20 protein-coding genes are annotated in these 22,855 nt (G+C 56.8%); 13 read left to right on the forward strand and 7 right to left on the reverse strand.

The window, feature by feature from the left end; translation table 11 throughout:
- Positions 1–90 precede the first annotated feature (90 nt).
- The 5 genes from FNT36_RS12595 to FNT36_RS12615 all read right to left on the reverse strand — a co-directional run bounded on the left by FNT36_RS12595 (position 91) and on the right by FNT36_RS12615 (position 7,593).
- Positions 91–1,665: a TlpA family protein disulfide reductase gene (locus FNT36_RS12595; RefSeq protein WP_144848106.1), complete on the reverse strand. Its 1,575-nt coding sequence runs from the start codon at positions 1,663–1,665 to the stop codon at positions 91–93.
- A gap of 187 nt (positions 1,666–1,852) precedes the next feature.
- Complete coding sequence (gene radA, locus FNT36_RS12600; protein ID WP_144848108.1) at positions 1,853–3,250, reverse strand: DNA repair protein RadA; 1,398 nt, start codon at positions 3,248–3,250, stop codon at positions 1,853–1,855.
- Positions 3,251–3,407: 157 nt separating this feature from the next.
- Positions 3,408–4,616 (reverse strand): PQQ-dependent sugar dehydrogenase, encoded by a 1,209-nt coding sequence (locus FNT36_RS12605; RefSeq protein ID WP_144848110.1) that lies wholly within the window; start codon positions 4,614–4,616, stop codon positions 3,408–3,410.
- A gap of 61 nt (positions 4,617–4,677) precedes the next feature.
- Positions 4,678–5,376: a hypothetical protein gene (locus tag FNT36_RS12610; RefSeq protein WP_144848113.1), complete on the reverse strand. Its 699-nt coding sequence runs from the start codon at positions 5,374–5,376 to the stop codon at positions 4,678–4,680.
- Between the two features lie 51 nt (positions 5,377–5,427).
- Positions 5,428–7,593: a sigma 54-interacting transcriptional regulator gene (locus FNT36_RS12615; protein WP_144848115.1), complete on the reverse strand. Its 2,166-nt coding sequence runs from the start codon at positions 7,591–7,593 to the stop codon at positions 5,428–5,430.
- 193 nt (positions 7,594–7,786) lie between these two features.
- Here FNT36_RS12615 and FNT36_RS12620 point away from each other — a divergent pair, with 193 nt between their 5' ends.
- The 7 genes from FNT36_RS12620 to FNT36_RS12650 all read left to right on the forward strand — a co-directional run bounded on the left by FNT36_RS12620 (position 7,787) and on the right by FNT36_RS12650 (position 15,526).
- Positions 7,787–9,172: a TolC family protein gene (locus FNT36_RS12620; RefSeq protein ID WP_144848117.1), complete on the forward strand. Its 1,386-nt coding sequence runs from the start codon at positions 7,787–7,789 to the stop codon at positions 9,170–9,172.
- Between the two features lie 101 nt (positions 9,173–9,273).
- Positions 9,274–9,663 (forward strand): universal stress protein, encoded by a 390-nt coding sequence (locus tag FNT36_RS12625; protein WP_144848119.1) that lies wholly within the window; start codon positions 9,274–9,276, stop codon positions 9,661–9,663.
- A gap of 89 nt (positions 9,664–9,752) precedes the next feature.
- On the forward strand, positions 9,753–10,883 hold the full coding sequence (locus tag FNT36_RS12630; protein WP_144848121.1) for an HlyD family secretion protein: 1,131 nt from the start codon (positions 9,753–9,755) through the stop codon (positions 10,881–10,883).
- Positions 10,884–10,983: 100 nt separating this feature from the next.
- Complete coding sequence (locus tag FNT36_RS12635) at positions 10,984–12,555, forward strand: DHA2 family efflux MFS transporter permease subunit (protein ID WP_144848123.1); 1,572 nt, start codon at positions 10,984–10,986, stop codon at positions 12,553–12,555.
- A gap of 463 nt (positions 12,556–13,018) precedes the next feature.
- On the forward strand, positions 13,019–14,401 hold the full coding sequence (locus tag FNT36_RS12640) for an OmpA family protein (RefSeq protein WP_144848125.1): 1,383 nt from the start codon (positions 13,019–13,021) through the stop codon (positions 14,399–14,401).
- Positions 14,402–14,480: 79 nt separating this feature from the next.
- Positions 14,481–15,053 (forward strand): hypothetical protein, encoded by a 573-nt coding sequence (locus FNT36_RS12645; RefSeq protein ID WP_144848127.1) that lies wholly within the window; start codon positions 14,481–14,483, stop codon positions 15,051–15,053.
- Positions 15,054–15,145: 92 nt separating this feature from the next.
- Positions 15,146–15,526 (forward strand): hypothetical protein, encoded by a 381-nt coding sequence (locus FNT36_RS12650; protein WP_144848129.1) that lies wholly within the window; start codon positions 15,146–15,148, stop codon positions 15,524–15,526.
- Between the two features lie 87 nt (positions 15,527–15,613).
- Here FNT36_RS12650 and FNT36_RS12655 read toward each other — a convergent pair whose 3' ends face one another.
- On the reverse strand, positions 15,614–16,633 hold the full coding sequence (locus FNT36_RS12655) for a hypothetical protein (protein ID WP_233635877.1): 1,020 nt from the start codon (positions 16,631–16,633) through the stop codon (positions 15,614–15,616).
- A gap of 230 nt (positions 16,634–16,863) precedes the next feature.
- Positions 16,864–17,583 (reverse strand): pyridoxine 5'-phosphate synthase, encoded by a 720-nt coding sequence (locus FNT36_RS12660; protein WP_144848131.1) that lies wholly within the window; start codon positions 17,581–17,583, stop codon positions 16,864–16,866.
- A 302-nt stretch (positions 17,584–17,885) separates the two neighbouring features.
- On the opposite strand from FNT36_RS12660, the gene FNT36_RS12665 reads away from it, so the two are divergent.
- The 6 genes from FNT36_RS12665 (at position 17,886) to FNT36_RS12690 (ending at position 22,854) form a co-directional block, all read left to right on the forward strand.
- The gene (locus FNT36_RS12665) at positions 17,886–18,350 is read left to right on the forward strand and encodes a GatB/YqeY domain-containing protein (RefSeq protein ID WP_144848133.1); all 465 of its coding nucleotides are present in this window, start codon (positions 17,886–17,888) and stop codon (positions 18,348–18,350) included.
- 84 nt (positions 18,351–18,434) lie between these two features.
- Positions 18,435–18,956, forward strand: a complete 522-nt coding sequence (locus FNT36_RS12670) for a CvpA family protein (RefSeq protein ID WP_144848135.1) — start codon at positions 18,435–18,437, stop codon at positions 18,954–18,956.
- Between the two features lie 65 nt (positions 18,957–19,021).
- Entirely contained in the window at positions 19,022–19,633 is a 612-nt protein-coding gene (locus FNT36_RS12675) for an anthranilate synthase component II (protein WP_144848137.1), read from the forward strand.
- Positions 19,634–19,661: 28 nt separating this feature from the next.
- Positions 19,662–20,465, forward strand: coding sequence for an alpha/beta fold hydrolase (locus FNT36_RS12680; RefSeq protein ID WP_144848139.1), 804 nt, complete (start codon positions 19,662–19,664; stop codon positions 20,463–20,465).
- Positions 20,466–20,586: 121 nt separating this feature from the next.
- Positions 20,587–21,264 (forward strand): CBS domain-containing protein, encoded by a 678-nt coding sequence (locus tag FNT36_RS12685; RefSeq protein WP_144848141.1) that lies wholly within the window; start codon positions 20,587–20,589, stop codon positions 21,262–21,264.
- A gap of 9 nt (positions 21,265–21,273) precedes the next feature.
- Complete coding sequence (locus tag FNT36_RS12690) at positions 21,274–22,854, forward strand: POTRA domain-containing protein (protein ID WP_144848143.1); 1,581 nt, start codon at positions 21,274–21,276, stop codon at positions 22,852–22,854.
- Position 22,855 lies beyond the last annotated feature (1 nt).

Genomic DNA, 22,855 nt, shown 5'->3' on the forward strand with positions numbered 1-22,855 from the left:
AATGTTTTAGCTAGCAGTAGGGGTGAGCCACAAAAAAAGCCGGAATGCAAGCTGCTGCATTCCGGCTTCCCTAGGTGAGGGGTGGGCGACCTACTTAGGCCCAGCGGCCCCGCCACTTGTTAGCTGCGTGAGAGCAGCGCTATAAGTACTGGCTTTGCCAAATGATTGATTGATTTCATCCACGGCTGCCCGGCTGCTCATGCGCTTGGGCTTGGGATTGAGGATAGTACCATCTTCGCCAATCAACAGGTAAGTAGGCACTTCTTGCAGGCTGTAGGCCCGGGCCATGGCCGAGGTGTAGCCACCCGCTGCCCGCATGTGCACACCAGGCAATTTCTTTACCATTACCAGCTGCTTCCAAGGCAATTCAGCATCGTCCAGCGCCACGTTTACAAATACAATGTTCTTGCCTTCAAAACGCTTGGCTAGGTCTTGGGCGTAGGCCAAGTCGCGCAAGCACAAGCCGTTGGTGGTCTTCCAGAAGTTGAGATACACGAGCTTGCCCTGGAAGCTGCTTAGGCTAGTAGTATCGCCTTTGGCTGTTACGAGGCGGAAATCTGGGGCGGGGGCCCCGATGGCTAGTGCCCGGTGGCTATTAAAATCGTTTTCCAGCGTGGGCAGGAACCGGTGCTTGGTGTCTAGGTTACGGAAATCGGCCAGCATGGCTTCCGACTGCCGGATATGCCCAAAGCGAAACGATTCCTGCAAAATGCGCCCTAGGGTAATGAGGCGCGGCACGCCCTGGAAGCGCTTGCTCGCTAGCGCATAGCAGAAAGGATAGAAATCTGGGTCGGAGCGCAAGTGCTTTTGCTGCGCAGCCGTGTGGTGAACAAAGTTTAACAGAAATTCCTGGAACTGCTCATTCTGGCCTGCGGTAGGGTCGTTGTAGAGTAGCGGGTTGCGCAAGAAGTCATAGTAAGTGGGCGTCATAGTGAGGCGCCCTTCCGTGTTCACTACCTGCTCGCGCAGGTCTTGAAAGGTTAGTTTATCGTTAGCATTGGAATAAGTTACCTCTGCCTTGGCATAGTTATAAAAATCAATGGTAAAAGACTGCTTGGCAGCGCGGTCTTCCAAGAAGTTTTGCTCGTGCTTGAGGCGGTATTCAATGAAGGAAAGGAAGGGAGCCTCGTAGAGCTGAATGTTATCGGGTAGAACCTGAAAACCGTCGTTAGACACGAACTGGTCGTCAAATTCAGCAAGGTAATTATTGGCATTTGCCATCTGCTGGCGGTGGCGCTGCTCATCGGTCAGGTTGCCGCCATTGCGAAGCTTTGTGCCAAAGCCAGTGGGTACATCGTTGGCTTTAAACTTCACAGTGCTCGCCATATCAGCCCCTTTAAAGCGCACGTCGAGGTCAGTGCCGGGGTCTAGATACAAGTCAGCTACGTCGTCTCCATATACTAAATCTGCTTTGGTAGAAGAAGTTACAGGTACTACTAGCTTAAACTCCCCTTTCTCATCGACACGCGCATAGCTCGTGCGCTCTTTCGCATCGAAAGGGTTATCGCGAATAGATACCGCGATAGTGTCATTTACCGGATTGCTGATATGACCGATAATAATAGCCTTGCCAGCTGGGGCTTGGGCCTGGGCTGCTGAACTAGCACCACAGGCCAGGACCAACCCCGTGGCCCACGTAAGAATAGAAGTAAATTTTAGGTTCATAGCGCACTAAACAGGTCGGTACTAAAGATGTCCAACCCCCTAAAAAAATAAAGTAATTAGCAAACCGATTCCGCGGGAAAATTCAATTTCCGGTTCGAAGATAGCAGATGACGGTTACTAAACTGCAAGCGCTACGAATAATACTAGACTGGCTCCCGCATTTTTTCGCGAGAGCCAGTCTAGTATTTTACCCAAAGAGGCTATTCAAAACTTCATCTAAGCGGCCTACGGCCTGCACGCGCATACTCGTGCGAACCTGTTCGCCGAGGTTGCGGCCATTGAATTGTGACACATACATCTCCTTAAAACCCAATTTTTCGGCTTCTGCGAGGCGTTGGTCGAGCCGTGGTACCGCGCGCATCTCACCGCTCAGGCCTACCTCGGCTGCGAGGCATACATCGCCAGGAATTGGTAAATCATTTAGAGAAGAAACTACCGCCGCGCACACCGCGGCATCGAGCGCGGGGTCGTCGAGGCGCAGGCCACCTGCGATGTTCAGGAACACATCGTGCTGCCCTAGGCGCAGGCCAGCGCGCTTCTCCAGCACCGCCAGTAGCATCTGCAAGCGCTTGCTATCGAAGCCTGTGCTGCTGCGCTGGGGCGTGCCGTAGGTAGCGGGCGTCACCAGTGCTTGCACCTCTACTAGTAGCGGGCGGTTGCCCTCTAGGGTGGCCCCGATGGCCATGCCACTTAGGCTTTCGGCGCGCTGCGAGAGCAGGATTTCGGACGGGTTAGATACTTGGCGCAGGCCGGTGCCTTGCATCTCATAAATGCCTAGCTCTGAGGTAGAACCAAAGCGATTTTTAATGGTGCGCAGGATGCGATAGCTCAGGTGCCGGTCGCCCTCAAACTGTAGCACTGTATCAACCATGTGCTCCAATATCTTAGGTCCCGCAATGCTACCATCCTTGGTGATGTGGCCGATGAGCAGTACTGGCGTGCTGGTTTCCTTGGCGTATTTGAGCAGCTCGGCGGTGCACTCGCGCACCTGGCTCACCGAGCCGGCACCGCTTTCCACTAGCGTCGAGTGCATAGTCTGGATAGAGTCGATGACTACCACGTTAGGCTGCACCTGGTCTATCTGGCGGAATATATTTTGAGTGCTGGTCTCGGTAAGAATGTAGCAGCCGGGGTGTTGGCCATCGGCTAATCGCTCAGCACGCATTTTTATCTGGGCTTCGCTTTCCTCACCGCTTACGTACAATACCTTAAGCTTCTTGAGCGCCAGCGCTATTTGCAGCATCAGGGTACTTTTGCCAATGCCCGGCTCGCCCCCAATGAGCACCAGCGAGCCTGGCACTAGGCCACCACCTAAGACGCGATTGAGCTCGCCATCAGGCGTCAAAATACGTGGTTCTTCTTCGTGCTGAATATCGGCGAGCGGTCGCGACTTGGCGGCCTTCTGCATGTTGCCGCCGGGCACTGTGCTAGCGGGCTTCCAAGAACCGGCAGCCGGTGCCGTTTCTTTTTGCACAACTTCTTCGACATAGGTGTTCCATTCCCCGCACGAGGGGCAGCGCCCTATCCATTTTGCCGACTGCGCGCCGCAGTTCTGACAGAAAAAAATCGTTCTTGCCTTCGCCATTTTGCTAAAATTATTCGCAAGAATAAGGCGAAAAACGGCGAAAAAGTTGCGCCCTAGGTAGGTGTACTATGGACCCTACGGACCTGCATGTAGTGGCTGCTTGCTACTCAAGCGCGCGAACCCGCAAGGCCCAAGTTACATCTAGTGGGTGTTGGCCTTAGCTCTTCTTTTTTCCACCGCCGGTGTAGGCTACCCGATAAATCACGCCGTTGTCGTCATCGCCCATCAGCAGCGAGCCATCGGGAGCTTGGACTAAGCCGCATGGCCGGCCAAACTCCGACTTATCATTATCGACCAAGAAGCCCGTGATGAAGTCTTCAAAACGTTCGGGTTGGCCCTGCGCGTTGAAGTGCACCCGTACTAGCTTGTAGCCCGAGGGCTGTGCGCGATTCCAAGAGCCGTGCATGGTTACGAAGGCGTCATTTTGATACTCCTTCGGGAACTGCGCGGCCCGGTTGAATACCAGCCCTAGGGGAGCCGAGTGTGCTTTATATAACAGCAGTGGACGCTGGTTCTTGGCATCGAAGGCCTCGTAGCTTTCGCCGCTTTTGGGCTTGTTGGCGGGGTAGTGCTTGCCATCGGCGATGATGGATGGCCAGCCGTAGCCGGCGCCGGGCTTTATTTGGTTCAGCTCTTCCTGCTGGTCTTCGTCGCCGAGCCAATCGATGCCGTGGTCCATGCCAAAGAGTTCTTTGGTGGCGGGGTGCCAGTCGAAGCCGATGGTATTGCGCAGGCCGCGGGCCATCACCTGGCGGCCCGAGCCGTCGGTGTTGAGCTGCAAAATCGTCGCGTTTTCGGGGTTGTCTTCGTCGCAGGCATTGCAGGTGCTGCCCACCGAGAGGTAGAGCTTGCCATCGGGCCCGAAGCGCAGCACCCGGTTGGCGTGCTGGCCGGCGTCGGGCAGGTCGTGGTACAGCTCTTTAAGCTCGCCTAGGTTGCCATCGGGCAGCACGTCGGCCACATATACCTCCCGGATAGCGCTGATGTAAAGCTTATTGCCTTGCAATGCCACGCCGTGCAGGTGCGGCTTTTGGGCTACCTGGCGCATCACCTCGGCCTTGCCGTCGTGGTTGGCATCGCGCACTAGCGTGATAGTCCCCTTCACGCGGTTACTTACATAGAGGTCACCGTTGGGCATCACGGCCAGCATGCGGGGCATGTCGAGGCCCTCGGCAAACTTGGTGACGGTGAAGCCGGTGGGCACTTTAAGGGCAGCCACGCGGGCATCGGTGGCGGGTAGCTTATTGGGCAGGTAGATATTGCCCGTCATGTGGAAGGGCGTGGCGGGTGGCGGCACATTTTGGGCTGCGGCCGTGAAGGCCGTGAGGAGTGCGGCGGCCGATAGCAGGCGGGGTAGGGGAAGCATAGCAGCTGATTGATTAACTGAGCCATTCAACTGCTATTAAACCAGTAGGGTTGCGCCCCGGCTAGGGAGTGCCAGCGGAGGGGAGTTGGTTGTAAGTATTCAGCAGCGCTGGCACATCTTCGTAGCGGTAGCCCTCGGCCCCCGCTTGGATGGCTGCTACCAAGTCGGGCGCATCGGCTAGGTAGTCAGCCAAAAAAGGAGCGAACTGCTTGCCGTAGGGTATTTGCGTCATCGTTTTCTCACTGGAGCGGCGCAAGTACCAAGTGTGGTTGTACTTATTACTAAAAGTGCCTGTCCAAAACAGCGAGGTTATGCCAGGAGCCGGTAAGGGAATGGGAACGCCTTTCTTGGGCGTTGCCACGTCGAATACTTCGACCCTAGGGCCGGCTGCCAGGCGTAGAGCCAGGCCGTGGGCAGCAGTATTGGCTGTGCGAACGGGCTCGTAATAATGGCCATCAAAGCGAGCCCACTGCAACTGCTCGCTGGTAATAAACACTGGCTTGGGGAGAGGCATAGTCAGCGGATTACGCCAAGTAAACTCAATACCCGTGCCGCGCTCGCTCACGCTGGTAATAAACACGTACAGCTGCTTGCCGCCCACGGTGCCTAGGCGGCTGACCGGCCGGTAATAAGCCGCGTTGGCCGGCTGTAAGGTATCCGTAGCTAGGTTGCGAGGCTCGGCGGTTTGAGCCACTGCTTGGCTAGTGCTGCTGAATAATCCGCCGCTAGTGAATAGTGCTACTACTAAAAGGAAACGCATCGAAAGCTGCTGTATAAAGACTAAAAACGCGTCTAAAATACAGATGCTTACCTACCCGGCTACTACCGTGCGCCGGATGCCGAGTTTTTTCATTCTAGCTTCCAAAGTTTTCGGATTTATATCTAATAACACCGCCGCTCCTTGCTGGCCACTCACGCGTCCGTCGGTGCGGCGCAGGGCTGCTAGAATGTGGTCGCGCTCTTGCTCGCGCAGCGTTTTGATGGGCGCATCGCTGGCTGCTTCGGCGGGGGCAGGTGGGGCAGGGGCTTCGGGGCCAGCCTGGCTGGGTGGTAGCGTTAGTAGCCTTCCCGCTGCCGCAAAGCCGCCAAACTCCAGCCACGCGCCCTGGCTTACAATGATGGCCTGCTCCAGCACGTGCTCCAACTCCCGAATATTGCCGGGCCACGGGTAGGCCAGCAGGGCGGCCATGTCAGCGGGCCGAATGGGCCGGGCTGGTCGAGCAAAGCGCTTGCTAAGGCTACCTAGGTAGTGCTGCACCAGCGGCGCAATGTCTTGCGGGCGCTCGCGCAAGGGCAGCAAGTGAATCGGAAACACGTTGAGCCGGTAGTAGAGGTCGGCTCGGAAGCGGCCAGCACGCACCTCGTCTTCGAGCACGCGGTTGGTAGCTGCCAGCACGCGGGCATCGGTGTGCAGCACGCGGTTGCCACCTAGGCGCTCAAATTCTTTCTCTTGCAGCACGCGCAGGAGCTTGGCTTGCAGGTCGAGGGGTAATTCGCCCACCTCATCGAGGAAGATGGTGCCCCCATCGGCCAACTCAAACTTGCCAATGCGCCGCTCTACGGCGCCGGTAAAAGCTCCTTTCTCATGCCCAAACAATTCGCTCTCAATAAGCTGAGCCGGTAGGGCCGCGCAGTTGATTTTGACGAGCGCCCGGCCTGCACGTGGTGAGGCTTGGTGCAAAGCGCGGGCTACCACTTCTTTGCCGGTGCCGGTTTCGCCGGTTATCAGCACGGTGGCATCGGTGCCCGCTACCTGGGCAATGCGCTGGCGCACCTGCTGCAGAGCCGGGCTGACGCCAATGAGGCCGTCGGCGGCCGGCCGGTCCGTATTGATTTCGTCTATCAAATAGGTACGCTCTTGCTCGACTTGGGCTTTGAGCTTCTCAATCTGCTCGAAGGCGAACAGGTTTTCGAGGGCTAGGGCTACCTGCGGCACCAACGCCTGCACCGTAGTCAGGCTGTCGGGCGTGAAGCCATTAGGTTTAGGAGAAGCTAGCAGTAGCACCGCTGCGCTGTCGGCTCGCTGCCAGATGGGCACAATGAGCATGGCACGCACGTGGTGCTCGTCGTAGGCGTAGCGCATGGCGGGGTAGCGCACCGCCAACTGCCGAAAGTCGTCGCCAGCGTACAGGCCCGGACCTTGCAGCAAGCCGCCTACCTGCCGGTACATGGCGTCAACATCCTCTTGGTGTTGGCCCTGGTGGCGGTTGGGGTCGAGGGCCACTAGCTTACTTTCGGGCTCATCGTCGGGCCGCGTGAACTCGGCAAAGCCCTCAAAAGCCTCGCGTTGACCAGCCCGCTGCACCCGAATGCCAAAGTAGTCGAAGGGCACCACGCGCCCCAGTTCGTCGGCAATGGCCCGGAACAGAGGCTCGCGCTGCTTGATGCTGAGCAGCGCATTGGTAATATTGAGCTGTAGGGTGCGCTGCTGCTCGCGCATAGCTACTTCCTCAAAATCAAGCGAGTTGCGCACGGCCACAGCTACCAATGAAGTGATTTTTTCGAGCAGTTGCTCGTCGGCCGCTGAGTAAGCGGGTGGCCGGATGGTAGCCAGAATGAGGTACCCCGTGAGGTAGCCATTTAGCCTCATCGGCACCATTGTCATATAGCGCAGACCTAGGCGCATCATTCGCTGAAAAGGCTCAAAGTCAGCGTACTGGCGCACGTACTCGCGCAGTTCAATGTGCTGGATGCGTGGATTCTCGAGCAGTAGCTCGACCGGTGAGCCCGCAATAGGCGTGAAAACAGATATGTTGGCCGGTGTTGGCTCAGGCGGATTGATGGTAGTATAGTTCTTGAAAAACAGCCGCTTATTGAGCAGCTGCTCATCAAAAATGCTGACACCCATCATGTCAAAGGGGAAAATTAGGCGCAGCTTGCGCGCAATGATTTGGAATAGCTCTTCCTTATCACGAATCGTAGCGATGGCCTCATTGAGGTGCAACAGCAAAACATCGTCGGTAGCTGGGGTAGGCATGCCTATACAAGAAGGGATAATTCCTGCTATTTGAGGAAACCCTATTTTTGAGATAATGTTTTCAGCCTTCCTGGGTAAGCTGATAATAGTTTTATTGTGTGGTGTATCAGTGAGTTGTGAATAGTTAACTCGGCTATAACCAATTGGCACAACATTCGGTAAGCAGTTGGCACACTACTACGCCATTGGGCTTATGTTTTCAAGATATAAATTGGTCGGTTTCGCGGGGCTGTCATTGGCCGGTGCGCTGCTGACTCAGCCTGTGCTGGCTCAGAGCCAGCCGAGCGTTCCGGCATCCAACCAAGCTATCGGGTTGGCTAGCGACTCGCTCACCCTAGGTTCCACCGTGCAAGCTGTACTGGACGCTAACCCTGGTGTCACCAACCTCACCGAGTTGGCAAATGCAGCTTCTAGCCGTCTCTCGCAAACCCAGGCCGGCTTCTTGCCGCAGGTAACGGGTACTGCTACTTACACCCGCATTGACCCAGTATCGCAGTTTGCGATTGCGCCTGGCGCCGAAACACTCGCCTTTGCACCCAATAATAACTTCGATGCGCACGTGACGGCGCAGTACGAGCTATATGACTTTGGTAAGCGTGCGGCTAATACCAACCTGTCGCGCTCGCAGGTGCAAACCGCACAGGACAATGTGTTGGTAGCCCGCCGTGACCTGGCTTTCAGCGCTGCTCAAACGTACTTCAACATCTTGTTCGCTCGCGAAAGCATTCGGGTGCAAGACCAGCAGATTGCCTCGCTGGTGGCTCACCGCGACGAAATGCAGAAGCGCGTGGACGCTGGTGTGAGCACCAAGTTTGACGTGACGACCACCGATGTGCGCATCACGCAGGCTCAAAATCAGAAGCTTGACCAGCAAAACCAACTGCTCAACCAGCAGGTGCAATTGGCCCGCCTGCTGCACAAGCCACAGCAAGCCGACATTCCGGTGAAAGGCCGCCTGAGCTACGACCCGCAGCCCGTGAACCTAGCTGCCGAGCTGGCCAAAGCCGCTGAAAACCGCCCTGAAGCCAAGCTGGCCAAGGATGCCGAAACCACGGCCAACTTGCAAGCCAAGCTCGTTGATCGCAGCAACCTGCCCGTGCTAGGGGTAGGCGTGCAGGCCGGCGGCAAAAACGGCTACCTGATTCCTGGCGTGGCGCCGGCCGACGCCCTCCAGCGTATCCGGTTCAACACGGTAGGGGTGGCTCAGTTGAGCGTACCTATCTACGATGGGGGCCTCAACCGCAAGAAGAAAACGGAAGCCGCCGCTAACTACCGCGCTGCTCAGTCTAAAACGGAGGATACACAAGAGCAAATTCGAGCCGATGTGCGCCAAGCCGTCAATAACATGACGTTCAGCCAATCGCGCTACGACAACGCCATCCAGCAAGTAAATCAAGCCACCGACGCGCTCAACCGCGCCCAGGGCCGCTACCGCTACGGCGTAGGCCAAAACCTTGACGTGCTCGACGCCGAGACCCAGTTGGCCCAGGCCCGCTTGGCTCGTGCCCAAGCCATGTACAACTACACCCTAGGGCAATACCAGCTGCGCCGGGCCACTGGCGAGCAGATTTGGAAGTAGCTCAAGTAGTAATTGACGGTTAGTAATCAGTGAGTAACAGGTATTATAAGCTTTGTTTCACTGTGCATTAATCACTAATCACTAACTGTTAATCACTGAAAATGACTCTCACCACCATCCTCTGTCCACTCGACTTCTCGGCAGCCTCCACGGCGCTGGTGGCCTATGCCGCCGCCCTGGCCGTGGGCACTGGGGCCGAGCTACGGCTGCTCTACGTGCAGGAGGCAGCCACCCCGGCCGCGGTCGGGGTAGAGGCGGAGCTGAGTGCCCACCGGGCCGCCGCCCAGGCCGCTGGAGCCAACCGCGTCAGCGTTAATACACTGCGTGGTGAGGCTGCCCCCCAGATAGTGGCCGAAGCCCGCCGCCAGCAGGCCGACCTCATCGTGATTGGTGCGCATGGCCAAACGGGCCTTAGCCGCTTCCTGATGGGCAACACCGCCGAAGTAGTGGTGCGCACTGCCCCTTGCCCCACCATGCTCGTAAGAGAATAGTTTTTTAAGAATACGTGTTGACTGCTTTTCCTAGGTCTTGATTAGCAGTTTCTTTTTGCAAAAACCAACCAGCAATACTCCGTTTACCAATGGCTACTCAATCAACCCTCCAAGACGCTCCTCCCACCGCCGTGGCCGAGCCGCTCGAAGAACCCAAAAAGCGCAATCCGCTGGCGTTTATTATTCTGGCCGTTATTCTGTTGGCCGGCGGCTTCTATGGCTGGACGCGCTATCAGTTTGCCAAAGTGCACGAAAGCACTGATGACGCCCAGGTAGAAGGCGATGTATACCCCGTGCTGCCCCGCGTATCGGGCCCCGTACTAAAGGTGTATGTTGATGACAACCAAGTAGTGAAGAAAGGTGACACGCTCGTTACCATCGACAAAGCCGACTATATCCAGCGTGTAAACGCGGCTGAAGCTGCCTTGCTCGCCGCCCAGGCCCAGGTAACAGCTGCTCGCGCCGGAGTTGGCTCTGCCCAAGCTGGTGTGGGTACCGCCCAAGCCAACGTGCGCACTGCCCAAACCACCATCGGGGTGAGTGCAGCTAACCGCACCCGCTTGCAGCAAGACCTAGCCCGTAGCACCAAGCTGCGCAACCAAGACATCATTCCGCAGAGCGAGTACGATGCCGTATCAGCTAACCTGAAGGCTACTAGCGCTCAGCAAAGCACCGCTCAAGACCAAGTGAGTGTGGCCCGCAACCAAGTGACGGCCGCACAGCAGCAAGTGGCCCAAGCCAAGCAGCAAGTAGCTGTGGCGCAAGCCGTGGTGAAGCAGCGCCAGACTGACCTAGACAACGCCAAGCTCCAGCTTAGCTACACGACCATCGTGGCACCGGCCAACGGCATCGTGAGCCGCAAGAGCGTGCAGCCTGGCCAGGTAGTAAGCCCCGGCCAGCAGCTCATCGGCCTCGTGAGCAGCGCCCGCACTTGGGTAGTTGCCAACTTCAAGGAAACCCAGCTTGAGAACATGAAGGTGGGCCAGCCCGTGAAGCTGGAAATAGACGCCTACCCCAACGAAGATTTTGAAGGCCACATCGAGTCACTGTCGGCCGCTACGGGTGCTCGCTTTGCCTTGCTGCCCCCCGACAACTCGACCGGCAACTTCGTGAAGGTGACCCAGCGCATCCCGGTTAAAATCGTGCTCAACAAAGAAGACCCCGAGCACCCCCTGCGCACTGGCATGAGCGTGAACGCCATCGTGTCAACGGGCAAATAGTTGCTGGTTCGCGGTTGCCAGCTGGCAGTGCCCCACCAGGCCTGGCAGCTGGCAGCTTCGTCGCTACCTGACAACCACCAACTAGCAACTTATACTTGATATGGAAACCGGATTTAGAAAGTGGATTATCGTTGTGACGGTGGTGTTTTGCTGCCTGCTAGAGCTGATTGACACCAGCATTGTAAACGTAGCCTTGACCCAGATGATGGGTAACCTCTCGGCCACGCAGCAGGAAGTAAGCTGGGTTATCGCCTCCTACGCCATTGCCAACGTAATCGTCATCCCGATGACCGGCTTCTTGGCCGAGCAGTTCGGGCGCAAAAACTACTACCTCGTATCGGTAATACTCTTCACCCTGGCCTCTATGGCTTGCGGCCAAAGCACCAACCTGTGGGAACTGGTAGCTTTCCGCTTCATCCAGGGCATTGGGGGCGGGGCACTGATGGCTACTTCGCAAGCCATTCTGGTTGATACGTTTCCGCCCAAGCAGCTACCGCTGGGCCAAGCATTGTTTGGCATGGGCGTAATTATCGGGCCTACCATCGGCCCGACCCTAGGTGGCTACATTGTAGAAAACTACGACTGGCCCTGGATTTTCTACGTGAACGTGCCGGTAGGTATCCTGGCCAGCATCTTTACCATCCTGTTCATCCGCGACCCCGAGCGTATTAAGAACGCTATTCCGCGGCCGTTGCGCGAGATTGACTGGGCAGGCATTGGCTTCCTCATTCTGGGCGTGGGCTCGATGCAGTACGTGCTGGAGCAAGGTGAAACCAATGACTGGTTTGATGATGGAATTATCCGTCTCTTCACCGGCCTTGCCGTAGTGGGGGTTGTCGGCTTCCTGTGGCGCGAGCTTACAGCCAAGGCCCCCATCGTGGATTTGCGCGTGCTTACCAAAAGCCGCAACCTGGCAGTGGGAGCGTTCCTGTCATTCGTGCTGGGCTTCGGTCTGTTTGCATCGGTGTTTGTGTTCCCCATTTTCACCCAGCGCATCCTAGGCTTCTCGGCCGAGCAAACGGGCTACTTGCTGCTGCCTGGCGCACTGGCCTCGGGCTTCATGATGCCCATCGTAGGCCGCATGCTGATGGCCGGCGTGCCCCAAAAGGCCATGTTGCCGGTAGGCTTTGCCATCTTCTTCGGCTTCACATTCTGGATGGGTAGCAAGATTTCGCCTACTGCCGGCGAAAGCGACTTCTTCTGGCCGCTCATCACGCGTGGGGTAGGCCTAGGTCTCATCTTTATGCCCATCACGACCATGAGTCTGGCGGGTCTGCAAGGGCGCGATGCGGGCCAAGCGGCCGGCCTCACCGGTATGATTCGCCAGCTCGGCGGTTCTTTCGGGGTGGCTATTGTGGGTACCTATCTCGAGCGTAGCATCCAGAACAACCGTGTAGCGCTGCTGCCCAATATTTCGCTCTACAACAGCGAGACCGCCCAGCGCGTACAAGCCTTCACTCAAAGCTTCATTAACAAAGGCCTTTCGCTCGACCAAGCCAAGCAGGCTGCCTACGCCGCCCTCGACGGCACCCTGATGAAGCAGGTATCGCTCATCACGTACACGCAGATTTTCTACGCCCTAGGGTACTTCTTCCTGGCCTGCGTGCCACTCATCCTGCTCGTGAAGCGTGCTAAACCTGGCGAGGCCATTGACCTCAATGCCGCCCACTAGGTGGCCATCGGTAATAGGTTTCTCCGAATGGTATTTTAGTAACAATAGATAATACGAAATCCCTTCGTCTGCCTTAGCGGTAGGCGAAGGGATTTTTTATGTCCAAAACATACAAATAGCTTTTCTAGCTGCTCAGCGGCATTTTGCAATGGTTCGACCAGTCTTACAAGACGTTTGCTACAAAACGCTAGCTTCTTTATTTTGCAGTGTATAGATTTGTACTTTTGACAGCAAGGCCATAGTCTAAAGTAGCTGCTAACAAACTTGTTGGCAACATCTAAACATGGCCTCAAGAGTATTGCGAAGTAGAAATTATTAGCTTATCAGTTATTGATGTAGCTAGTTAATTATCAAGGTATATTTATAGGATTACGACGTCGCATTTACTGAATCAAACGAATTAGCGCAGCCCAAACTGCCGGACACCAGCAAGCAAAAATTACTTACTAGCCTTTCGAGGTATATGCGATTAGATAGTATTGTTAATCAGTATTTAAGCGATGAGTTGCTGACCCAGTTGGCGCAGGCTTCTGTCCTGCCGCGGGCTGCTACCGAGGCCTACTGCAAGCTGGCGCTGCCTGCTTTGGTGCACCAGTTGGCGGCGCCCATCGACGCCAGCGAGGCCGATGCTCGCTGGGATATGTGTCGTCAGTTGTTTTTGAGTCGCCTGCTCACCGATAAGGATGAGCTGCTGCGCACGGACATTGGCTGGCCTGACCGGCGCCGTTACCTTGCCCAAAAAATACTAGGTGCCGCCCAAGTAAGCTCTCTCACCGAATCGACGGCTCAGCCTGCCCAAGCTGTTACACTGCTGGGGTTTCTGACTATTATGACCCTGGCAGCGGTGGGCGAGCATGCCCACGAAGCCGACCTGGAGCCCGCTGCGCTAAGTAAGTGGCTAGGCGAGCAGGCTGCGCTAGTAGCCTCAGAAGTGAGCCGCCCAGCCACCGCCCCAACCCCTGCCAAGCCCAAAGCTGCTAGTGCGGCAGCTAGTCCGCCGCAGCCAGCCGCCACGCCTACGGTGAGCGGAGGCAAGAATGTAAAAATGCTGTCAGTGGTAGGTACCCTGTTGGTAGTGGCGCTGGCGGGTGGTTACTTCCTGCTTGGCACGCCCGCCAATGCCACGCAACAGGAAACCCCAACTACCGAAGTAGCCGCCACGGCCGCAACCCCGGCCCCTGCCAGCGAGCCCGCTGCTGCACCAGCCACTGAGGCGCCGGCCACTCCCGAAGTAGTGGCCCCGGTAGCCGCGTCGCCATTGGTCGCGGCGCCGGCTGCCGCAGCGGCTCGCCCAGCGGTGGCTGGCGCAGTACTGCGCGACACCGTAGGCAATGCCGCGCTGGCCCGCCAAATAGGTGGCAAGTTTAATGTGGCCCTAGGGCGCTATACCAAGGGCGAAGGCCAGCCGCTTATTGTGAAGCTCATCAATCGTGCTACCCTCACGGTAGGCATTAACTCTACCGAAAGCTTGCTTTACAAGCGGTTATCAAAAACCAACTTGCCCCGGCCCAATGATATCGTGCTCGACCGCCTGACGTTTGACCTAGGCCAAGCGCGCCTCGGTGCCGAAGGAGCTCAGCAGCTTGGTAGCGTAGCCAGCATTCTCAAGACCTTCCCAAAGGCGCACCTCGTAGTGGTGGGCCACGCCAATAACCAAGAAGCTCAGGCCATGCGCCTAGGGTTGCAGCGGGCCACAGTAGCTGTCGATGAGCTAGTAAAGCAAGGCATCAGCGCCAGCCGACTGCAAGCGCAAGGCGTGCTCTCAACCGAGCTGCCTACCGATAACGATTCGCCTGAGAAGCAAGCGATGCTACAGGGTATAAGCTTGAAAATGAGTAGGCTGTAACTGAAGGTAATTGTTTCGCTCTTTTACTTAAACGATGTAGCTAGGCGCTCCTGCTTGCCTAGCTGCCACTAGCTATACTATGGGGCTTTTCTCTAACTTACCTTTTCTCAAACGTAGCCAGGCCGAGGTAGCTCCCCAGCCTGCTACTCTAGCGGCAGAAGCCACGCCAACGCCAACGCTCGCTGAAGCTGCTTCCGAGCCGGTAGCTGAAGTCCCAGCTCCAGCAGTATCGGATGCGGTAGCTGCTCCCGCTCCGCCAGAGCCGGCCATTAGTAGCGAAACGCGAGCCCAAGCTGAAGCTGTAGTGCGCCGCGTAGTGCAAGAGCTGCCCGATTTTATAACGGTAGCCATTGTCGATGGTGCCAACGGGCGCATTCTGGCTGGGCAGTGGGCTGGGCACAGCGGTGGAGCCGTGGAAGTGGCTGCCGCCAACGCCGAAATTGTGCAGCAGACCCGGCTTGCTATAGAGGCGATGCAGCTAGGGCCCGAAGAAATGTTAGAAGACATCCTGATTACGCTGCGCCGCCAGCTACATCTATTACGCGTGCTGCCTACTCAAAACTGGCTGCTGTATTTAGCTGTGCGCACCCAGGATACCAACCTAGCCCTAGCCCGTGCCGTGCTGCGCAACATGACTATCGAGGCCGGCTAATTGTAGATTGCTTTGATAAATATATTAAAAATCAATAAGTTAATTCAATAAAAAAAATTTCTTTTTCCTTTCATTTTCTATATACACAAGTCATGGCATATTCTACCTCAACTCCCGCTGGCCAAGCCGTTCAAAACATCATCAACGACCTACCCAGTCTATTGGCCGTAGCCATTGTTGATATCAGCTCTGGCATGAGCCTGGCATCGCACTCCAACTCGGGCATCAACCCCGAAACCGCTGCTGCCTACAACACTGAAGTGGTGAAGCAAAAGCTAAAGGCTATGAATGCACTAAAGTTGCAAGGCGAAACTATCGATGATATCCTCATCAGCCTCACCAACCAACTGCACCTCATTAAGCTCGTAGCTGATAGCAAGAAATTTATCTATCTGGTAGTGAACTCACGCGATACCAACCTAGCTATTGCCCGCGAAGTACTGCGTGCGCAAAACGAGTTGCTCTCGGCTTAATTAGTAGTTGCTTGTTCATCTAGTTACCTAATCAAAAAAGGCCTCCCTGCTTGGGAGGCCTTTTTTGATTAGGTAACTATAGCTCGCTTATTGGTATTGCACATACAGCGGTACTGGGTCTAGCTCAGTTAGTACCTCCTTGGGCGTCATCATGTGGTAGGGCTTGCGCTTGATGTCGTACTCGTAAAAAAGCTTGAAGCCAGTGTACTGCACCGGTTCCTTCTTGATATAAGCTTTATAGGAGTCCTTTTTCAGGATGGGGTCGCCCCAGCCGTCCATGTCCATAATCACTTGCACCCGCGGGTCGAGCTTGATGTCCTTATAGTTAGTGAGCATGCCCTTGGTGAAGCGGTGCACCATTAAAATCTTGGGCGGCAAGTGGTTTTCGCTCACGATGCGTGCCAAGAAGTTGATAGCAAAGTTGACATCCTTGGCGTCGTAGGTGCCGATTTTTTTGCCGGGGCGCACCTTCTTGGTCACCATTGCAAACTCGGGGTCTATGCCTAGGTGAATAGTCGGGTCTTTGAGATATTCAGTAAGCTTGGGCAGCTCGTGCTCTAGGTCACTCAAGCCTACTTGCACATCCAAAAACAGGATGGCGTTCTTTTCCTTGGCCCAGGCACGGGTTTCGGCAATAGTAGACGCCGAGTTCATAAGGCGATACTTGCCATCGGCACCAGCCGCGCTTTGCGCCGTAATGGTGACGCTGTGCAGTGCCGGCAGTACGGGGATGCTAGGGTCAGCCGCCTGCCACTCTTTCAGTACTTGGTCAAACTTGACCATCATCTGCTCTTTGGGTTCGCGGCCTAGAATACCCATGCCCTTCGAGCGAATATTGCCATAGAAGGCCACAATGCGATGGCCTGGTAGTAATGCGCCCGGCAGTTGGCCGTTTTTGCGACCAATGCTATCTGCTTTTAGCGAATCACGCTGCAAGGCCAAGCGTTTAAGCCGAAGCGTATCTTGGCCCGCAGTCTGAGCGGCTAGAGAATCGGTGTTTTGTACGGTGGCAGTTCCACCCTGGTCAGCTCGCTTCTGGCAGGCAGCGAGCCCCACTAGCAAGGCCAGGGCCGCCAATGCGGTACCCGGCTTAAAAATAAACGACACTAGAAATAAAAAGCTGTTGAAGGAAAATAGGAAGCGGGCAAATATAAGGCAACCAGCCACCGGCTTAAATTTCTCTTACCCGATATTTTGACTGGGCCTAGCTGCCTAACAGGCCCTAACGCATGCGAGCGACCCTGCTAAGCAGGGCCGCTCGCTAAAGGTGCTGGCTCTTGGTGTGTCGGTTAGCTGCGCGCAGCCAGAATGTGGCGCGGGCTTGCGCCTAGGTGCCCCTAAAACTTGAGTTGACGCTTATACAGCTGCACGGTGTTTTCCAGCCCCAGATATAGGGCGTCGGCTACGAGGGCGTGCCCAATGCTGACTTCTTGCAAACCAGGTAGCTCTTGGGCGAGGTAGGCTAGGTTCTCAAGGTCTAGGTCGTGGCCAGCGTTGAGGCCTAGACCTGCGGCTACGGCTGCCTTGGCGGTGTCACGGTAGGGGAGTACAGCGGCGGCGCGGTCCTGGGGGTAGTAGCGGGCGTATGCTTCGGTGTAAAGCTCGATGCGGTCGGTGCCAGTGCTAGCGGCGGCATCAATTAGTGTCGGGTCGGGGTCGAGAAAGATGCTCACGCGAGCGCCGTAGCTTTTGAGTTCTGCCACTACATCGCGCAGGTAGCCTTGGTGCTGCACCACGTTCCAGCCAGCGTTGGAAGTAATGGCATCGGGCGCATCGGGTACTAGGGTCACCTGCTCAGGGCGTACTTCGCGGCATAGGGCCAGAAAGTCGGGGGTGGGATTGCCCTCTACGTTCAGCTCGGTGGTGACGATGCTTTTAAGGTTGCGTACGTCGTCGTAGCGGATATGGCGCTCGTCGGGGCGCGGGTGTACTGTAATGCCTTCAGCCCCAAAACGCTCGATATCCCGAGCGGCTTGCAGCAGGTCGGGACGGGCGTGCAGCCCGCGGGCATTGCGCAGGGTGGCAATTTTGTTGATATTGACGCTTAGCTTGACCACAGATTCAAACGGAGTTTAACGGATTCTTAGATACGCCTGCATGGCAGGCTGACTAGCCTATATAGCGAATGTAGAGTCGGCAGCTACTTATAGCGGCGCCAAACGGGTGCCCAGCTGGGTGATGAGGAAGAGGTAGCCGAGGTGCCGACTGTGTGGGCGGGCGGTGCAAGGTACATTTGCCGGGTGGCAGCGAGGCTGCGTGTTTCGGTTTACTGGTGCAGTACTACGAAACCGGCGCCCGCCCGGCTGGTTTAAGCGCTCCGCTGTTCACAACACAGTTCTATCTCACCCCCATTATTCCAATGGCTCTCAAAGACACCATCGACGCCGGCATCAAGCAAGCTATGCTGGCTAAAGATAAAGTGCGCCTCACGGCTTTGCGCTCTATCAAATCGCAGATTTTGCTGGCCGAAACGGCCGAAGGCGCTAGCGCCACCGGCCTCAGCGCTGACCAGGAGCTGAAGCTGCTCAACAAAGCTGCCAAGCAGCGTCGCGAATCGGCCGCTACCTATAAGGAGCAATTCCGCTCTGACCTTGAAGAGACCGAGCTAGCTGAGCTAGCCATTATCGAAGAGTTTTTGCCGCAGCAGCTCTCCGAGGGCGAATTGGTAGAGACGCTAGTTGGCATCATTCAGCGCGTGGGTGCCAAGGGCCCTTCCGACCTAGGCAAGGTGATGGGCGTGGCCGCCCGCGAGCTAAGCGGCAAGGCCGATGGCAAGCGCATTTCGGACGTGGTAAACATGCTGCTGAATAATACTGATTTCTAGTAATGAGTAATGGTTAATTGCTGATGTACTAGCTACTTAGAAAGTAGTTATCGGCAATTAACCATTAACAACTTATCATCAAAAGTGACGCCGCTCGACTTATTACTGCTGTTGCCCCTAGCGGTAGGTACCGTGAAGGGCTATCGGCGGGGACTCGTGCTAGAGGCCGTATCGCTGCTGGCGTTTGTGCTGGGCGTAGTAGGCGGGCTTAGCCTGCTAAGCGCGGCCATTCCGGTGGTGCGGTCGTATCTAGGCGAGGTGCTTGGGCTGCTGCCGCTAGTGTCGTTTCTGCTGGTGCTGGTGGGTATTATGTGGGGCGTACACTTACTGGGCGGGCTGGTAAAAACCGCCGTGCACCTCACCCCCCTTGGCGTGCTCGACCACTTGCTTGGTGGCGCAGCCGGCGCCCTCAAGTGGCTGCTCGGCCTGAGTTTGCTACTGCATGGCACTACGTTAGCGGGTGTGCACCTATTGGCGCCTAGCCTCACGGCGGGCTCGGTGGTGCTGCCTTGGGTGCAGAAAGCCACGCCATTGGCTTTGCAGCTGACAGGCTACGCGTTGCCATTTGCCCATAACCTGCTAGCCCGACTAAAAGCCGCTATGTAACCTGGGCCTAGGTGCCCAGCGCACACCCGGAACAACCGCTGAAGTATAGCTGTCTAGTTTAGCCCATGGCTCTTTTGCTGCTCGACAACTTCGATTCCTTTACCTACACCCTGGCTGACTACTTGCACCAGCTGGGGGCTGAGGTGCTAGTGCGGCGCAACGACGTACCTCTGGCCGAACTGCGCGAGTTAGCTATCGAAGGTATCGTGTTGTCGCCGGGCCCCGGCGAGCCGGCGGCAGCGGGCCAACTGTGGGCCGTCATTGCCGAGTACCATCAGCGCCTGCCTATGCTGGGCGTATGCCTGGGCCAGCAAGCCCTTGGTGAGTTTTTTGGGGCGCGGCTACGGCGTGCCGCCCGGCCCATGCACGGCAAGGTATCCGACATCGAGCTGCTTGGCAATGACCCTTGGCTGGCAGATTTGCCGCGTCGGCAGCCGGTCACGCGCTATCATTCGCTGGCGCTAGATGCCAGTACCTTACCGGCTAGCCTGCTTCCGCTGGCCGTTACGGCCGATGCTGACTGCGAGCTTATGGCGCTGCGCCACGCTACGCTGCCGCTCTACGGCGTGCAGTTTCACCCCGAGGCGCTGCTCACCACGCACGGCCTAGCGTGGCTGCGCAATTGGATGCGCTGTTGTAACATTGCATCTAGTGCTCCCTTTGCCGAGGCGAGCTAGCATCTATCACCCAGCAGTCAGTAAACACGTGGAGCTACGCCGCCAGCATCAGCACGGGTTCGAGTACGTCGACGAAGGCCAGGGGCCGGTGTTGCTACTGCTGCACGGGCTATTTGGTGCGCTCAGCAACTGGCAGCAGGTGGTAGAAGAGTTCTCGCCCCACTACCGGGTCGTTATCCCGGTGCTGCCCGTCTATGACATGCCGTTGCTGCAAGCCACGGTGCCCGGCCTGCAGGCGTATGTGGAAAACTTTGTGGAAAAGCTGGCGTTGCCGCCCACCTTCACCCTGCTCGGCAATTCTCTAGGTGGCCACATTGCGCTGGTATATACCCTGCACAACCCTAGTCGCGTAAGCCAGCTCATTCTCACGGGCAGCAGTGGCTTGTTTGAGGATGGCATGGGCGGCTCATTTCCTAAGCGCGGCGATTACAACTTTGTGCGCGAGCGGGTCGGCTACACGTTTTACGACCCCGCAGTAGCTACTGCCGAGCTGGTCGATGAGGTGTTTGCCGTTACCAACTCCAACGCCAAGTGTTTGCGCATGATTAGCATTGCGCGCTCGGCACAGCGCCACAACCTGGCCCGCGAGCTGCACTGTGTGGCAGTGCCCGTGCTATTGGTGTGGGGGCTGAACGACACGATTACGCCGCCCTCCGTCGCGCACGACTTTGCTCGGCTGCTACCACAGGCCACGTTGTGTTTTCTTGACCACTGTGGCCACGCCCCTATGATGGAGCGCCCACTGGCCTTTAACCGATACTTGAAACAGTTCCTCGAACGTTCAGTATCAGCGCCTTCGGGTTGGGCAGCCACCACGGTGGTTTCGGCCTGACAAAGCGCCCCCTCGCCGAGTACCGGCTTGGTTTTTGCCACTTCTTGGTAACCTTTCACCGGGTATTATAGTCCTACTCTCGGAGGAGGGCTTTCCTTCCCGCCTTTTAGTCTGCGCCGTCATGTCTGCTCTGCTTGCCGAAGACTTACTTAATCAAATGATTCCGCCGCTCAAAAGCACTGACACCACGGCCAAAGCGGCCCGGTGGCTGGAGGAATTTCACGTCAACCAATTGCCCGTGCTGGTGGGCCGTAACTACCGGGGTCTTATCACTGGTAATGACCTGGCTGACTACGAAAACCCTGATACCCAGCTGGCTGAGTTACCCCTGCGTTATGCTGATGCCCACGTGCAGCACGACCAGCATTTTTACCGGGTAATGGAGCTAGCCATTCAAAACCGCATTCAGCTAGTGCCCGTGCTCGACGAGCAGCAAGAGTATGCGGGGGTGGTGACGGTGAGCGACGCGCTAGCCGCCTTTGGCCCCGTACCCGGCCCGGCCGGCCAGGGTAGCATTTTGGTGCTCACGATGGAAGAGCGCGACTACTCACTATCGCAGATAAGCCGCTACGTAGAAGAGAACAACGCCAAAATATTATCAGCCCACGTCGTTACCGACGAGCACGACCCCTTCCGTATCCGCCTGACGTTGCGGCTGAATACCGACAACATGGCGCGCATCACGGCTACGCTCGAGCGCTTCGGTTACCTTGTGTCGGCGCAATTTAGTGGCACGGCCGCCGTAAGCGAAGACGAGCAAGACCGCTTTGACGCCCTGCTGCGCTATCTCAGCGTCTAACTTTGCGAGGTGAACCCTCAACCCCGGTCGTATTTCAATTTTTGCTTTTTACTACTAGCTGCGCTGGTCGGGCTTCTGAGCACTGCTGGCCCGGCCCTAGGCCAAGCAGTAGGCCTGCCCGCTTCTGCTGATAGCCTGCGCCGGCTTAGTGAGGAAAAGCCCGCGCCTGTGTTGCCGCCCGTAGTGGTGCCTACCGATACGTTGGTGCAAATTGGGGCTTGTCCCAACGCGGGACCTAGGGCCCGCGTCTTTGCCATCTTGTTTGTGGGCAACAGCAAAACAAAGGAACGTATTCTGCGGGCTGAGCTTAACATCCGGGAGGGTGACACGCTGACTCTAGCTGACTTGCCCGCTCGCTTAGAGGCCAATCGCCGGCGCCTTTACAATCTTCAGATTTTTCATTCGGTACTGGTGCAGGCCACTTGCGGCGGCTCGGGCCAAATCACGTTGCTATTCAGCGTGCAGGAGCGGTGGTACGTCATTCCGACTCCAATTCTCTCCATCGCCGACCCCAATCTTAAACGCTGGCTCGACCGCTCAGGGCGCGAGCGCTGGCAGCGCCTCGACTATGGGGTGCATCTCACCCACACCAACTTCCGGGGGCGGGCCGAGCAACTGATAGCTAACCTACAGCTCGGCTTTAACCGCAAGTATGAGCTGTTTTACGAAGTGCCCGGCTTTGGGCGGCGTCGCCGCGTGGGCATGGGCTTCGGTATTTCGTATTACCAAAGCCGCAATCTCGACTACATCACCGACTACGACCGGCCCAAGCCACTGCCTCAACCTGAGGAAGATGCTTTTCCCATTCAGCGCTTCTATGTGTCGGGCGGGCTGCGGCTACGCCACACGGTGCAGTTTATCACGGCGCTCGATGTGGCCTACCATCGCGAAAGCATTAGCGATTCTATTTATCGCCTCAATCCTGACTACTTCCTAGGTCGTACCCAGCGCGAATATTTAGAGTTTAGCCTGCTGACAACCAACAACCAGCGTAACACTTTTGCTTACCCCCTTACGGGACGGTTTATGCAGGCGGCCGTTAGCTTCCGGCAGTTTGTAGGCGGGGTGAGCGGCCCGGCCGTGGCGCCAGCTTTTGCCACGGTGCGGCTGCGCTATGCCCAATATTTCAGCCTAGGGCATCAATTTTATTATGCGCTTGGCTTGTGGGGCCAAACACGCCTGCTCGCCTCGCGCTACGCCTATGCCGACTCGCGCGCCCTCGGGTACGAAGCGCTGGTGCGAGGCTATGATGCCTACATCATCGATGGGCGCTCCTATGGCCTAGTGCAGCAAGGGCTTAGCTTTCGCGCTTGGGCTCCGCCGCCCTTGCGCCTGCCCTTCGTAGCCAATCCCAAAATCAATACCCTGCCACTCGCTGTCTACCTCAATATCTTCGCCGATGCGGGCTTGGCCAGTGGCAACCTAGGTCGGCCCGAGCTGGCTACTAATCAGCTGCCAGGGCAGCTACTCGCCTCCCTAGGGTTGGGTCTGCACGTAGTTACGTACTACGACCGCGTGTTTTGCCTTGAGCTGGCGCGCACCGCACACCACCAGACAGGTTTCTTTATTCGGTCTACTTTCCCTATCTAGT

This window comes from Hymenobacter setariae, assembly GCF_007713685.1.
GTDB classification, from domain to species: domain Bacteria; phylum Bacteroidota; class Bacteroidia; order Cytophagales; family Hymenobacteraceae; genus Hymenobacter; species Hymenobacter setariae.